At 51.7% G+C, this 13,450-nt stretch carries 12 protein-coding genes and 5 tRNA genes; 9 read left to right on the forward strand and 8 right to left on the reverse strand.

Going from position 1 to position 13,450, the window contains the following annotated elements:
• Positions 1-113: 113 nt before the first annotated feature.
• Together B6A39_RS14720 and B6A39_RS14725 are read right to left on the reverse strand one after the other, a co-directional pair.
• Entirely contained in the window at positions 114-803 is a 690-nt protein-coding gene (locus tag B6A39_RS14720) for a glutathione binding-like protein (protein WP_083006893.1), read from the reverse strand.
• Between the two features lie 93 nt (positions 804-896).
• Positions 897-1,589 (reverse strand): glutathione S-transferase family protein, encoded by a 693-nt coding sequence (locus B6A39_RS14725; RefSeq protein ID WP_083006895.1) that lies wholly within the window; start codon positions 1,587-1,589, stop codon positions 897-899.
• Between the two features lie 454 nt (positions 1,590-2,043).
• On the opposite strand from B6A39_RS14725, the gene B6A39_RS14730 reads away from it, so the two are divergent.
• From B6A39_RS14730 to B6A39_RS14750, 5 genes are all read left to right on the forward strand, one after another.
• The gene (locus B6A39_RS14730) at positions 2,044-3,735 is read left to right on the forward strand and encodes an L-lactate permease (protein WP_009721311.1); all 1,692 of its coding nucleotides are present in this window, start codon (positions 2,044-2,046) and stop codon (positions 3,733-3,735) included.
• Between the two features lie 236 nt (positions 3,736-3,971).
• Complete coding sequence (gene glcD / locus B6A39_RS14735; RefSeq protein ID WP_083006897.1) at positions 3,972-5,471, forward strand: glycolate oxidase subunit GlcD; 1,500 nt, start codon at positions 3,972-3,974, stop codon at positions 5,469-5,471.
• A gap of 51 nt (positions 5,472-5,522) precedes the next feature.
• Positions 5,523-6,623 (forward strand): glycolate oxidase subunit GlcE, encoded by a 1,101-nt coding sequence (gene glcE / locus B6A39_RS14740; RefSeq protein WP_083006899.1) that lies wholly within the window; start codon positions 5,523-5,525, stop codon positions 6,621-6,623.
• Between the two features lie 14 nt (positions 6,624-6,637).
• Complete coding sequence (gene glcF, locus B6A39_RS14745; protein WP_083006900.1) at positions 6,638-7,870, forward strand: glycolate oxidase subunit GlcF; 1,233 nt, start codon at positions 6,638-6,640, stop codon at positions 7,868-7,870.
• An 86-nt stretch (positions 7,871-7,956) separates the two neighbouring features.
• Positions 7,957-8,358: a GlcG/HbpS family heme-binding protein gene (locus B6A39_RS14750; protein ID WP_083006902.1), complete on the forward strand. Its 402-nt coding sequence runs from the start codon at positions 7,957-7,959 to the stop codon at positions 8,356-8,358.
• A 133-nt stretch (positions 8,359-8,491) separates the two neighbouring features.
• Here B6A39_RS14750 and B6A39_RS14755 read toward each other — a convergent pair.
• From B6A39_RS14755 to B6A39_RS14780, 6 genes are all read right to left on the reverse strand, one after another.
• A tRNA-Asp gene (locus B6A39_RS14755) sits at positions 8,492-8,568 on the reverse strand.
• Between the two features lie 78 nt (positions 8,569-8,646).
• Positions 8,647-8,722: transfer RNA gene (locus B6A39_RS14760), tRNA-Val, on the reverse strand.
• A 51-nt stretch (positions 8,723-8,773) separates the two neighbouring features.
• A tRNA-Asp gene (locus tag B6A39_RS14765) sits at positions 8,774-8,850 on the reverse strand.
• A 36-nt stretch (positions 8,851-8,886) separates the two neighbouring features.
• Positions 8,887-8,963: transfer RNA gene (locus tag B6A39_RS14770), tRNA-Asp, on the reverse strand.
• 49 nt (positions 8,964-9,012) lie between these two features.
• Positions 9,013-9,088, reverse strand: a tRNA-Val gene (locus tag B6A39_RS14775).
• 93 nt (positions 9,089-9,181) lie between these two features.
• Positions 9,182-9,940, reverse strand: a complete 759-nt coding sequence (locus tag B6A39_RS14780; RefSeq protein WP_083006904.1) for an alpha/beta fold hydrolase — start codon at positions 9,938-9,940, stop codon at positions 9,182-9,184.
• Between the two features lie 177 nt (positions 9,941-10,117).
• Here B6A39_RS14780 and ccoN point away from each other — a divergent pair, with 177 nt between their 5' ends.
• Genes ccoN through ccoP form a run of 4 tightly spaced genes read left to right on the forward strand, consistent with a single transcriptional unit; the run spans position 10,118 to position 13,321 of the window.
• Positions 10,118-11,545: a cytochrome-c oxidase, cbb3-type subunit I gene (gene ccoN / locus B6A39_RS14785; RefSeq protein ID WP_083006905.1), complete on the forward strand. Its 1,428-nt coding sequence runs from the start codon at positions 10,118-10,120 to the stop codon at positions 11,543-11,545.
• Positions 11,546-11,564: 19 nt separating this feature from the next.
• Complete coding sequence (gene ccoO, locus B6A39_RS14790) at positions 11,565-12,173, forward strand: cytochrome-c oxidase, cbb3-type subunit II (protein ID WP_009721304.1); 609 nt, start codon at positions 11,565-11,567, stop codon at positions 12,171-12,173.
• A 3-nt stretch (positions 12,174-12,176) separates the two neighbouring features.
• Positions 12,177-12,395 carry a cbb3-type cytochrome oxidase subunit 3 gene (locus B6A39_RS14795; RefSeq protein WP_083006907.1) on the forward strand — a complete coding sequence of 73 codons (219 nt, stop codon included), beginning with the start codon at positions 12,177-12,179 and terminating at the stop codon, positions 12,393-12,395.
• Positions 12,392-13,321 (forward strand): cytochrome-c oxidase, cbb3-type subunit III, encoded by a 930-nt coding sequence (ccoP, locus tag B6A39_RS14800; RefSeq protein ID WP_083006909.1) that lies wholly within the window; start codon positions 12,392-12,394, stop codon positions 13,319-13,321. Before B6A39_RS14795 ends, ccoP begins: the two co-directional genes overlap by 4 nt.
• Positions 13,322-13,450: the final 129 nt, after the last annotated feature.

The raw sequence follows: 13,450 nt of genomic DNA on the forward strand, positions 1-13,450 counted from the left end.
GCCTTTACTAACAACAAAGCTAGCAGTGCTTTTTGTGCAGCGCAACATGATTTTTTCATAACATTGCGACTAGCCACCGACAACAACAACCCCATCAACCAACCAGTGACTACTTAGCGATTGCCAAACAAGTATTTACGTGCATGCTCATCCATTTCGCCCCCCGCCTGCGGGTTGACATCTTCGATCAAAGAATAAGCTTTTCGGACAGCAGGGCGTTGCGCTATTTCATCAAACCATCGTTCTAAGTCAGGAAACTCTTCTAACGTTTGGCGCTGCTTCTCCCATGGCACAATCCATGGATAAATCGCCATATCTGCAATGGAGTAACGATCGCCGCCCACGTAATGCTGCTGGGATAAGCGTTGATCTAGCACACTATACAGGCGATGCGTCTCGCGAACGTAACGTCCGATAGCGTATTCGATTTTATGCGGCGCATATTGACAAAAATGGTGGTTCTGACCCGCCATCGGCCCCAACCCGCCCACTTGCCAATGAAGCCATTGCAGCACGACATAACGCTCACGCCCCTCTGTGGGCAGATACTGTCCGCACTTATCAGCCAGATATTCCAAAATAGCCCCTGACTCAAACAGTGCCAGGGGCTGACCACCGTCTTGAGGCGCATGATCAACAATGACAGGAATACGATTATTCGGCGCAATGGTTAAGAACTCGGGGTCAAACTGCTCACCACGCCCTATGTTGATAGGTGTTACCCGATAAAGAAGCTTAGCTTCTTCAAGCATGATGGAGATTTTATGGCCATTGGGAGTTGTCCAGTAATACAGGTCAATCATTGCCATCTCCTCTCATACATACGGCATAAGCCGCTTGTATGGCTTTCTTCGTACATACGATGGATACAGGCGGCATTATTGCCGCCTGACACATTATAGATCACGAATAGTGACGGCCTTACCCGCGACCGCCTCGTGCACCTCCAGCATACGCTTAAACCACTCATCAACAGGATCATTAGCGTCAACTAATGACTCAAGTGACACTGTATATGCCCACATCATGCTGCCAAATAGTAGGTAATCGGCTCCACTAGGTACTTCGCCATCTAAATATGGGCTACTCCGAAGCTGATCACGCACAGGGGCCAACAGCTGTTTCAACTGTGCTCGGCCCTGCTCTGGGTTATTGACGTCTTCTAACGACATACCAAAACGGGCTTCGCGAGTCTCTCGGAAGTAGGCGCGATCATCAGGATGGATGGCCGCTAATAAATCTAGTGCAACCGTTCGAAAAAGTGCCGGGGTAACGCTACGCTCAATATAGAGCTTAAAAAAGTGGACTCGCTGATAGCTTACCCCCTCTCCCAATACTGGATTGGCAGGGTAAGCCTTATCTAAGTAGCGCATGATCTCGAAGCTATCAGTGACAACAGTGTCACCATCGGTTAACACCGGCACTTTGTCGTAGTCGGCAAAGGCAAGTGACTCTTTATCGAGAAAACGCCAAGGAACCGTTTTATATTCCAAACCTTTGTGTGCCAGTGCCATACGAACGCGCCAGCAATAGGGAGAAAAGCGTAAGCGTTCATCACGCCCACATAAGTCATAAAGGGTTATTGCCACTGTGACGGCCTCCTTGTTGTTAAGAAACATGGTTAAAACCAAACACACGCTGACAACAATGGGCTCAAGCCACCAAGGACGCAAGTAACCAGATTCGCTTGTGCTGAACGTTCTCCCAGGGTCGTCGTATCACCTGAGTAAACGGGCAGCTTTTTCTTAGTTCACTTGCTCTGTACTTCCTTTTCAGATGGAAACTGCACTGTCTATTAGTCTAATGGTTTGCTGGCACTCCTTCTTGATCATGAAGGCTCAAAAACAAATAAAAACAAATCGTTAAATTTAAAAAAGTGGTTCAAGACCTACACATACAACCACCCACAATTGGTAAGACCAATTATCCAATATAGCCATTTTTTCTACCTAACCGTATCTTTCGCACTGACCCGACCAGCATTGCCACGACCGCTGGCATCTGCCGAGCACATCAAATCAATAACAAGGGGCCATTCCTAACATGAATGAAACTACACTTGCACTTCTGGCATTTCTGCCGCTGTTGCTTGCCGGTATTTTGCTCATTGGTTTTAAAATACCCGCAAAAATAGCGATGCCGATTGTTTTCCTGACGGCGGCCATCATTGGTCTGACCGCTTGGGACATGTCGTTTAGCCGCGTTGCTGCGTCTACCATACAAGGGCTAATTCAAACAGCAGGCCTTTTATGGATTATCTTTGGCGCTATTCTGCTGCTGAATACGCTTAAACATTCTGGCGGCATCACTGCAATTCGTAACGGTTTTTCAGGCATTAGCCCTGACCGTCGCGTTCAAGCGCTAATTGTTGCTTGGTTATTCGGCTGCTTTATTGAAGGAGCTTCAGGCTTTGGTACGCCCGCTGCAGTCGCTGCTCCGCTCATGGTAGCGCTTGGCTTCCCTGCGCTGGCGGCGGTTGTTGTCGGCATGATGATTCAGTCCACACCGGTTTCTTTTGGTGCCGTCGGCACACCTGTTGTTGTGGGTGTGGGTAGCGGGCTTGATCGCGCAGGCATCACTGCCCAGTTGGAAGCTAACGGCTCTACATGGGACGTATTTTTCCAGCAAGTCACTAGCTCTGTGGCCATCACGCACGGCATCGTAGGCATTTTAATGCCTTTGATCCTGGTATTGATTATGGTGCGCTTCTTCGGTGCTAACCGTTCCTGGAAAGAAGGCCTATCCATTGCGCCCTTTGCGATCTTTACTGGCATTTCATTTGTCGTGCCTTACATGCTGGTCGGCGTTTTCTTAGGCCCAGAATTCCCGTCTATGATTGGCGCTATGGTGGGCTTAGCGATTGTTGTACCCGCTGCTCGCAAAGGCTTCTTGCTGCCGAAAGATACTTGGGACTTCCCTGAATCAACTTCATGGCCAGACGAGTGGATCGGTAACCTGCAAATCAAGCTGGATGACGTCGCTGGCAAAGCGCCAATGTCAACCTTCAAGGGCTGGATTCCTTACGTTTTACTCGCCGTATTCTTGGTTGCTTCACGCATCGTGGAACCGCTAAAAGACGCGTTGACCTCCGTTAACTTGAGCTGGAACAACATTTTAGGTGAGGCCGGTGTTAGCGGTGGCGTGCAGCCACTTTATTTGCCTGGCGGCATTATTATCGCGGTAGTCATCGTCACCTACTTCTTGCACCGCATGAACCCGCAGAAAATCAGCGCTGCTGTGTCTGAATCCACTAAAACCATCTTTGGTGCTGGCTTTGTCTTGATCTTCACCGTTCCGATGGTGCGCATCCTGATTAACTCTGGCGTGAATGGTGCGGACCTTGTGTCAATGCCCGTTATGATGGCCCAAGCGGTAGCTAACAGTGTGGGCGGTATTTATCCCTTCTTTGCACCTGCGGTCGGGGCGATGGGTGCCTTTATTGCCGGTTCAAATACCGTTTCTAACCTGATGCTAGCGGAATTTCAGTTTAGCGTTGCCGAAACACTTGGGTTGTCTACGGCGATGATGGTAGCCCTGCAAGCCGTTGGTGCAGCAGCAGGTAACATGATTGCGATTCACAACGTCGTCGCCGCATCAGCGACGGTTGGCCTACTGGGCCGCGAAGGCACAACGATTCGTAAAACAATTATTCCCACAATCTACTATCTGATCTTTACTGGGATCATTGCCCTTATTGCTTTCTATGTGATTGGCATTACCGATCCACTGATGTGACGGGTAAACGTTAATCAAGAGTGAGCCATCTCTGCTGGGTAGCCTATGGGCTACCCAGCAGCCTCTGCACATGAGGTTACTCCCCATCAACCCAAGCAGAAACATTGTATCACTGGGATGCCATTAAAATTTTCACTCTATGCAAAAGTTTTTCAGCGTCAGATTGGTTATTTATGGAAAGCTTTTCCATAAAGTGATTAGATACTTTTCTGCTCTCCTCACCCACAGGAGCTAACATGAACATTCTTTTCGATGAACGCCTCGACGGCGAATTCATTCACCGCGATAAAGCAGACGTATTGGAAGATCTGCAAAACGCAGTGCCGTCTTTGACACTGCTTCACCGTGAAGAGGACTTGCACCCCTTTGAATGCGACGGCCTTGCCGCTTATCGCATCTTGCCGATGCTGGTTGCATTACCCGAGACTCTGGAACAGGTAGAAGGCCTTTTAAAGCGCTGCCATGCTTTGGGTGTTCCAGTCGTTACTCGCGGCGCAGGCACGGGACTTTCGGGGGGGGCTTTACCGCTTGAACGCGGCGTCCTGCTAGTGATGTCTCGCTTCAACACGATTATTAGTGTTGACCCAGATGCTCGTCTTGCACGTGTACAGCCAGGCGTGCGGAACTTAGCTATTTCTGAAGCTGCTGCCCCTTACGGGCTTTATTATGCACCCGACCCATCGTCACAGATTGCATGCTCTATTGGCGGTAACGTGGCGGAAAACGCAGGAGGCGTGCACTGCCTCAAGTATGGCCTCACTGTCCATAACGTGATGCGCGTTGATGTTATGACGATTGAAGGCGAGCGCATGACACTAGGTTCCGAAGCACTGGATGCACCGGGCTTTGACCTCCTCGCGTTGATGAATGGCTCTGAAGGCATGTTGGGTGTGGTCACTGAAATCACCGTAAAGCTGCTGCCCAAACCCGAAACCGCCAAGGTACTCATGGCCAGCTTTGATGACGTAGAGAAAGCGGGCCGTGCTGTTGGCGACATTATTGCCGCGGGGATTATTCCTGGCGGATTAGAAATGATGGATAAGCTGGCCATCAAGGCTGCAGAAGATTTCATCAAAGCTGGTTACCCCGTTGAGGCAGAAGCCATTCTTCTGTGCGAACTAGATGGTGTTGAAGCCGATGTGGACGACGACTGCCAAACCGTTCGCCGAGTCTTAGAAAAAGCAGGGGCGACCGATATTCAGCAAGCTCGCGATGAGGCTGAGCGGGCCAAATTCTGGGCAGGGCGAAAAAATGCCTTCCCCGCGGTGGGCCGCATGTCGCCTGACTACTACTGTATGGATGGCACCATCCCTCGCCGCGAACTCCCTCGCGTCCTCAAAGGTATTGCCGCCCTGTCGGAAGAGAGTGGCTTGGCGATTGCCAACGTCTTCCATGCCGGTGACGGCAATATGCACCCGCTGATTCTATTTGATGCCAATAAAGAGGGAGAGCTGGCTCTTGCAGAGGACGTCGGCGGAAAAATTCTGGAGCTATGCGTGGCGGCGGGCGGCTCTATCACTGGCGAACATGGCGTCGGCCGCGAAAAAATTAATCAGATGTGCAGTCAGTTTCAATCCGATGAGCTAACGGTATTCCATGCATTAAAAGCAGCCTTTGATCCACAGCGCTTACTCAACCCGGGAAAAAACATCCCTACCCTGGCCCGCTGTGCTGAGTTTGGTGCCATGCATGTGCACAACAACGAATTACCGCATCCGGAACTACCACGCTTCTGATGCTACACCTAGTCGACTAACCACTAGGAAGCATAATGATTAGGAATCACCATGACTGAACTAGCGATACATGCTGCCGATCGAGATATCGCTGACGACCTGTGCGAACAGGTGCGCAGCGCCTATGCCGACCGCACGCCACTGCGCATAGTAGGTGGCGATACTCGCGCTTTTTACGGCCGACCGGTAGAAGGCCAGGCCCTCAACATGACGGCCCATAGCGGTATTGTCTCTTATGACCCAGTAGAGCTTGTGGTTACTGTTCGTGCTGGTACGCGTTTAAGCGAACTCAACGCAGCTCTAGCCGAAAAAAATCAAATGTTAGCCTTTGAGCCACCAGCATTCAGCGATGCCAGCACCATTGGCGGTGCCGTTGCCACCGGCATGTCCGGTCCACGCCGCCCATGGGCTGGCGCAGCGAGGGATTTTGTCTTAGGCACACGTGTGATCACCCAAGAAGGCAAGCTATTGCGTTTTGGCGGTGAAGTTATGAAAAACGTCGCCGGATACGACCTCTCACGCTTGATGGCAGGCGCTCAGGGGACGCTAGGTGTGCTCGCTGATATCTCGTTTAAAGTACTTCCCATCCCCACCGCCAGCCACAGCCTACGCCTAAGCATCGGCATCGATGATGCATTGGATAAACTCGCCGAACTAGGGCGTCAACCGCTGCCTATTACCGCCGCCGGATGGCACGCAGGCGAGCTATTTGTTCGTTTAGAAGGCGGTGCAAGTTCCGTTAATGCGACCAGGGCACGTCTAGGTGGCGAGTCACTTTCCAGCGATTTCTGGCAGCAATTGCGCGACCACCAGCATCCTTTCTTCAGCGTGAATGAAGGACAGGCACTGTGGCGCTTATCATTACCCCCCAATACGTCACCGTTAGCCTTGGATATACCTCAAAGCGATATCTTCTATGACTGGGGTGGCAGCCAGCGGTGGATAAAAACCAGCGCAGCAGCAGACACGTTACGCACGGCTTGCCAGCAGGCTGGTGGTCATGCCACCTGCTTTACCCCCTACGCCCAAGGCGGAGCAGAGTCACCGTTCACTCCGCTCACCCCCGTGGTCGAAAAGTATCATCGCAACCTGAAGGCCGAGTTGGATGCCTACGGCATTTTCAACCCAGGCCGTCTTTATGCGGCGTTTTAACCAGGAGAGCAGACATGCAGACGCACTTTACCGATGCTGATCGCCAAAAACCGCATATTCAGGAGGCCGAGCGTATTTTGCGCACCTGCGTACACTGCGGCTTTTGTAATGCCACCTGCCCCACCTATCAACTGCTAGGCGATGAGCGGGACGGGCCACGCGGGCGCATCTATTTAATGAAAGAGCTGCTGGAAAGCCGCGATGACGATGATCAGGTCACCGAAGAGACACGCCTGCATTTAGACCGCTGTTTGACCTGTCGCAATTGTGAAACCACCTGCCCTTCAGGCGTGGAATATCACAAACTTTTGGATATCGGTCGTGCAGAAATTGACCGCCGGGTTCCTCGCCCCATGGCCGAACGCGCCCAACGCTATGCGCTGCGTAAGATGCTGGTAGACCCTAAGCGCTTCAAAGCACTTCTGTCCTTAGGGCAAACTTTCAAACCCCTGGTGCCTGGCAAGCTACGCAGTAAGATGCCACCGACACCAGTCGACGCAGGCCAACGCCCGGATAGCCAACGCCATTCTCGCAAGGTGCTAATATTAGAAGGGTGCGTTCAACCAGGCCTATCGCCAAACACCAATGCAGCGACCGCTCGACTGCTAGACCGTCTTGGGATTAGCGTGACGCCCATCAGCGAAGCAGGCTGCTGTGGAGCCATTGATTTCCACCTGAATGCCCAGGACGATGGTCGCACTCGCATGCGTGCCAATATCGATGCATGGTGGCCACAGATAGAACAAGGGGCCGAAGCCATTGTTCAAACGGCCAGCGGCTGCGGCGCCTTTGTTAAAGAGTATGGTGACATGCTCAAAGACGACCCGGCCTATGCCGAGAAAGCGCAAAAAGTCAGCTCACTGACGAAAGATATTGTCGAAATCCTGCGTGATGAGCCAGTAGAAAAGTTACAGCTTAAAGAGCATCAACGTCTCGCATTTCACTGCCCCTGCACACTGCAACACGCCCAGAAGCTCAATGGTGCAGTTGAAGGCGTGCTCAGCAAGTTAGGCTTTTCGTTAACACCAGTGAAAGATGCCCATCTATGCTGCGGCTCAGCAGGCACTTACTCGGTCACCCAGCCAGCGCTTGCCACACAGTTGCGCGATAATAAGCTCAATGCGCTGGAAGCTAGCAATCCAGAGGTTATCGTCACTGCCAATATTGGCTGCCAAACCCACCTTGCTAGCGCTAATCGCACCCCGGTACGGCACTGGGTGGAAGTGGTTGATGCTGCCCTGGTATAAACACTAATTCACTTTGCCGCGCCAATATGCTTTTACCAGCAAATACGGCGCGGCACTTTACTCCCCTTGATGAAAAGGAAAGTTTGATGCAAACCAAAGCTGTTCTCGGCCAAGCCGATGTCATTCAGGTACTAGACGCTGCTCAAAAAGAAGCCGATAACAACGGATGGCCAGTTACCATTGCCATAACGGATGATGGCGGACACTTGCTCGCTCTGCGACGCTTAGATAATGCTGCGCCGTTCAGTGCAGATGTGGCTACCCAAAAGGCACGCAGTGCAGCGTTAGGCCGCAAAGAAACACACGTTTTTGAAGAGATGATTAACGGCGGCCGCACCGCATTTTTGTCTGCTCCACTACAGGGTCTACTATCTGGTGGCGTTCCTATCATCGTAGACGGCAACGTAGTGGGCGCTATCGGCATCTCAGGCGTAAAGCCTGACCAGGATGTACAGATTGCCAAAGCAGGTGTAAGCGCTATCGCCTAATACTACCGTGCAGCTTCATGGCTGCACATAATGGGCCCAAGGTACTAAATTACACGCAATAAAAAGCCCAGATCAGTGATCTGGGCTTTTCGGAATTCGTTCGACTAAAATATTAAGTCGATGAGCGCTTAAATGGCGGACCGGACGAGACTCGAACTCGCGACCTCCGGCGTGACAGGCCGGCATTCTAACCGACTGAACTACCGGTCCACTTTAAGTCACTTACTTCAAACCATAAAACTAACCATTTTAAAGCGGTTCAGAGGCGCTTATAAACATTAAGTTAAATGGTGGGTGGTACTGGGTTCGAACCAGTGACCCCCAGCTTGTAAGGCTGGTGCTCTCCCAACTGAGCTAACCACCCAGGGCATTGAAAGCAATAAGCTTTGCAATGGTAAAACTAAAAAAGCTATCGTGGCGGACCGGACGAGACTCGAACTCGCGACCTCCGGCGTGACAGGCCGGCATTCTAACCGACTGAACTACCGGTCCGAATAGCGATAACTTTCATGCGGTAATAATTGATGATGGCGGACCGGACGAGACTCGAACTCGCGACCTCCGGCGTGACAGGCCGGCATTCTAACCAACTGAACTACCGGTCCACTAACGCATCAATTGCTACTGCTTCACGTTCCCAAACGACCAAATAAATGGTGGGTGGTACTGGGTTCGAACCAGTGACCCCCAGCTTGTAAGGCTGGTGCTCTCCCAACTGAGCTAACCACCCGCTGGTCACGTGGCGCTGCATTCTACAGGTTATTAGCAAGATGTCAATACGATACGTTTAAATTTTCGATTCAAACCAGCGTATTGCCTTCTATTACACGTACCCTGCTGCACCTACTTGATGAGCGCGGACGAAGGATGCCGCAAGTATGGCTGCTTCGTCAATCAAAACCTGCTGATTTAACCCAGAAACACGCCTGGGCTTAAAGTCATGATCCCCATTAGCAAGCCAAACAACATCAATATTAGTAGGAAGGCTGTAGCCTGACACTTCATCCCTGCTGCCAAAGGGGTCTCGTTCACCTTGTAGAATCTGCCCAGGACAACGAATAGCAGGAAAATGCTCCAAGCGGGTTTTATCTGGTTTTCTAGGTGGATGGAAAGGATAGCCCGCGACAATAACACCAGGGCCATTCACTTCATTGGATAGCATTTCACTGGCAAATAAAGTTGCAACACGCCCTCCCATCGACTTACCGCCCACCCACAAGGGCTGATCACTCAAAGGCGCAAGTAGCGCGTACCATGAGGCAAAATTAGTCACCGTTTGCTTGATGGGAGGCGGCGGACGGCGCTTGCCCTGCTCGTTAATCTGCTGCATGTAGGGAAAATCAATTGCCAGGACCTGTATCCCTTGCGCTGCTAACGTCGCGGCAAATTGCCGCATAAATACAGAGCAATGACCCGCCCCAGCACCATGAGCAAGCAGTATTCGGCCAACCTTAGGCGATCCCAAAACTGAAAGCGGGCCGTGCCCAATCACTATAAACCGCTGTACGGTGGGATTAGCTAACGCATCGTTTAAAGCTGCTGGGTGTATATCGACGAATCCAGAATCGGCGTAATACGACACGATTAACTCCTAATAATTCAGTGTTACTTCTATTGGCGTGTTCAGCTTAGGGCGTGGCTGCGATAGAATCTCTATCGGATCTTGACCTGCATCATCAAGCGGGTGGCCGCACCCGGGCAAAATGCTAATGCAAAATGCTACGGGTTACCCCCTAACCGCGTTCGATGGGAACATGAAATGAGCACAGCACTGGAACACCCGACCTACAACTACAAGGTAGTTCGGCAGTTCGCGATCATGACCGTTGTGTGGGGCATTGTAGGTATGACGCTTGGCGTTATCCTTGCCTCCCAGCTAGTTTGGCCGCAACTGAATCTCGGCTTACCTTGGACAAGCTTCGGACGTCTTCGTCCGTTACACACTAACGCCGTTATCTTCGCCTTCGGTGGCTCTGCGCTATTTGCGACGTCTTACTATGTCGTACAGCGTACCTGTCAGACTCGCCTGTTCTCTGACAAGCTCGCAGCGTTTACCTTCTGGGGATGGCAAGCGGTTATTCTCTCTGCGGTGGTGTCTCTGCCGTTGGGCTACACCACTACAAAAGAATACGCAGAGCTCGAATGGCCGATCAACATTTTGATTGCGGTCGTTTGGATTAGCTACGCTATCGTGTTCTTAATGACGATTAAAAAGCGCACCACTTCCCATATTTACGTGGCGAACTGGTTCTTCGCAGCGTTTATTATAACCGTCGCGGTGCTGCACATCGTTAATAATGCGGCCATTCCGGTCACCCCCATGTACTCCACCTCAATTTATGCGGGTGCGGTAGATGCGATGGTGCAGTGGTGGTATGGCCACAATGCGGTCGGCTTCTTCCTAACGGCAGGCTTCCTGGGCATGATGTATTACTTCGTGCCGAAACAGGCAGAACGCCCGATTTACTCTTATCGCCTCTCAATCGTCCACTTCTGGGCGTTGATTATGATTTACATGTGGGCAGGTCCTCACCACCTGCATTACACAGCGCTGCCTAACTGGGCACAATCGCTGGGTATGATCATGTCTATTATTCTTCTTGCGCCATCTTGGGGCGGCATGATTAACGGCATGATGACGTTATCTGGTGCCTGGCATAAGCTACGTACCGACCCTACCCTTCGTTTCTTAGTAGTTGCACTCTCGTTTTATGGCATGTCGACCTTCGAAGGGCCGATGATGGCAATTAAGACCGTCAACGCGCTATCTCACTATACAGACTGGACCATTGGTCACGTACACTCGGGCGCACTCGGTTGGGTAGCAATGATTACCATCGGCTCAATGTACCACCTGATCCCACGCTTATTCGGGCGCACCGAAATGCACTCCGTCAATCTAATTGCCGTGCACTTCTGGTTAGCTACTATCGGCACAGTACTATATATCGCCGCCATGTGGGTCAACGGCATTATGCAGGGCCTGATGTGGCGCGCGATTAACGCTGACGGCACGCTGATGTATACCTTCGTGGAGTCTGTCGAAGCTAGCGGTCCAGGCTACTTTGTTCGCTTAATAGGTGGCCTATTCTGGGTCGTAGGCATGCTGATCATGGCATACAACGTTTACATGACCGTCAAACGTCGCGAAACGATTGGTAGCTATTCCGCGCCACAAGCCGCTTAAACCGGGGAAGTTGAGACCAATGAAACACGAGATTGTTGAAAAGAACGTTGGCCTGCTCGCCGTGTTGATCCTGGTTGCGATCAGCTTTGGCGGCCTGGCCGAAGTGGTGCCACTGTTCTTTCAAAAGCAGACGACCGAGCCGGTTGAGGGTCTTCAACCCCTCACCGCACTCGAACTGGAAGGACGTGACATTTATCGCCGTGAGGGCTGCGTAGGCTGCCACTCACAGATGGTTCGCCCGTTCCGAGCAGAAACCGAGCGCTATGGCCACTACAACGTAGCCGGCGAACAGGTTTATGAGCACAACTTCCTGTGGGGCTCTAAGCGCACTGGGCCGGACCTTGCTCGCGTAGGCGGACGTTATAGCGATGATTGGCACCGCGCGCATATGTATAACCCCCGTGACGTAGTACCCGAGTCGGTCATGCCTGCATATCCTTGGCTGTTCGAAAACACCCTGGATGGCGAATCAACACCGGCAAAAATGCGCGCCCTGCGTCAGCTAGGCGTGCCCTATGACGATGACGATATCGCCACTGCGACAGAAGAGGTTCGCGGCACCCAGGAAATTACCGCACTAGTAGCCTACCTGCAGCAGTTAGGAACCGTGCTCGAGGGCACTCGTTAAGTTATGGATACGGGAACTTTCCGCGGTCTTATCACGCTGATTTTGATCGTCGCTTTTATTGGCATCTTTATATGGGCCTACTCAAAGCGACGCAAACCAGACTTCGACGAGGCAGCCAACCTGCCCTTTGCCGATGATGATAAGCAACCGCCCCGTGATAAGCATACTTCGTCTAAGCACGAAGTGGATTCCCGCCACGACAGGGGAGATAAAAATACATGAATAATTTATGGGGTGACTCCCTATCCAGCTTCTGGAGCGCCTGGATTATTGTCATCACGCTGGGCACTATCGCACTAAGCGTTTGGATATTATTTGCCAACCGCCGAACCGATAAAACGCCAGATGCCGATGGGAATGTCGAAACCACTGGCCACGCGGCCGACGGGATAGAAGAGTATGACAATGCGCTGCCCCAGTGGTGGTTTAAGCTATTTGTTCTCACTGTTATTTTCGCCTTGGGCTACTTAGTACTTTACCCAGGCTTAGGTAACTATGCTGGCATTTTGGGCTGGTCCCAAGAAGGCCAGTGGGAAGAAGAGGTTGCTGATGCTGAAGAGCGCTTCACGCCGATTTTTGCTCAGTATCAGGAAATACCTATTCCTGAGCTGGCAAGAGACGCTGAAGCAATGCGAGTAGCAGAGCGTGTTTACTTGAACAACTGTGCGGTATGCCACGGCTCTAACGCCCAAGGGGGCTACGGCTTCCCAGACTTGACTGATGATGACTGGCTTTATGGCGGCGAGCCGGAAAACATCATGATGACATTGAATAATGGTCGTAATGGGTTAATGCCTGCTTGGCAACAGTTAGGTGAAAGCAACATTGAGAACCTCACCCAGTACGTACTCTCTCTCTCCGATTTGGAGCACGATGCAGAGCGTGCAGCCAGCGGTGAAAGCACGTTCCTTGCGGCTTGTGCCGCGTGCCATACACCGAGTGGAACAGGCAACATCGCCTTGGGCGCACCTAATCTGACGAATGATATTTGGCTTTATCAAGCACCAGGGCAAAGTGTTGCCGACTCTGTCCGTCAAACGCTGCGTAACGGTCGTAACGGCCACATGCCAGCGCAAGCGGCCTATATCGGTGAAGAGCGTGTTCACCTAGTGGCAGCCTATGTCTACAGCCTGCGCTTCAACGACTAGTTTCTCGCTAGCTGCATAGATCTATAGGTGTATATAGGGTGCGGTTTCATACCGCACCCTTTCTTCATCCATCGCTCATCCAGACACCATCTCTATCCGTTACACTATTGTTTAGCGACACGGCATACC

The sequence above is a fragment of the Halomonas sp. GT genome (assembly GCF_002082565.1).
Classification (GTDB): domain Bacteria; phylum Pseudomonadota; class Gammaproteobacteria; order Pseudomonadales; family Halomonadaceae; genus Vreelandella.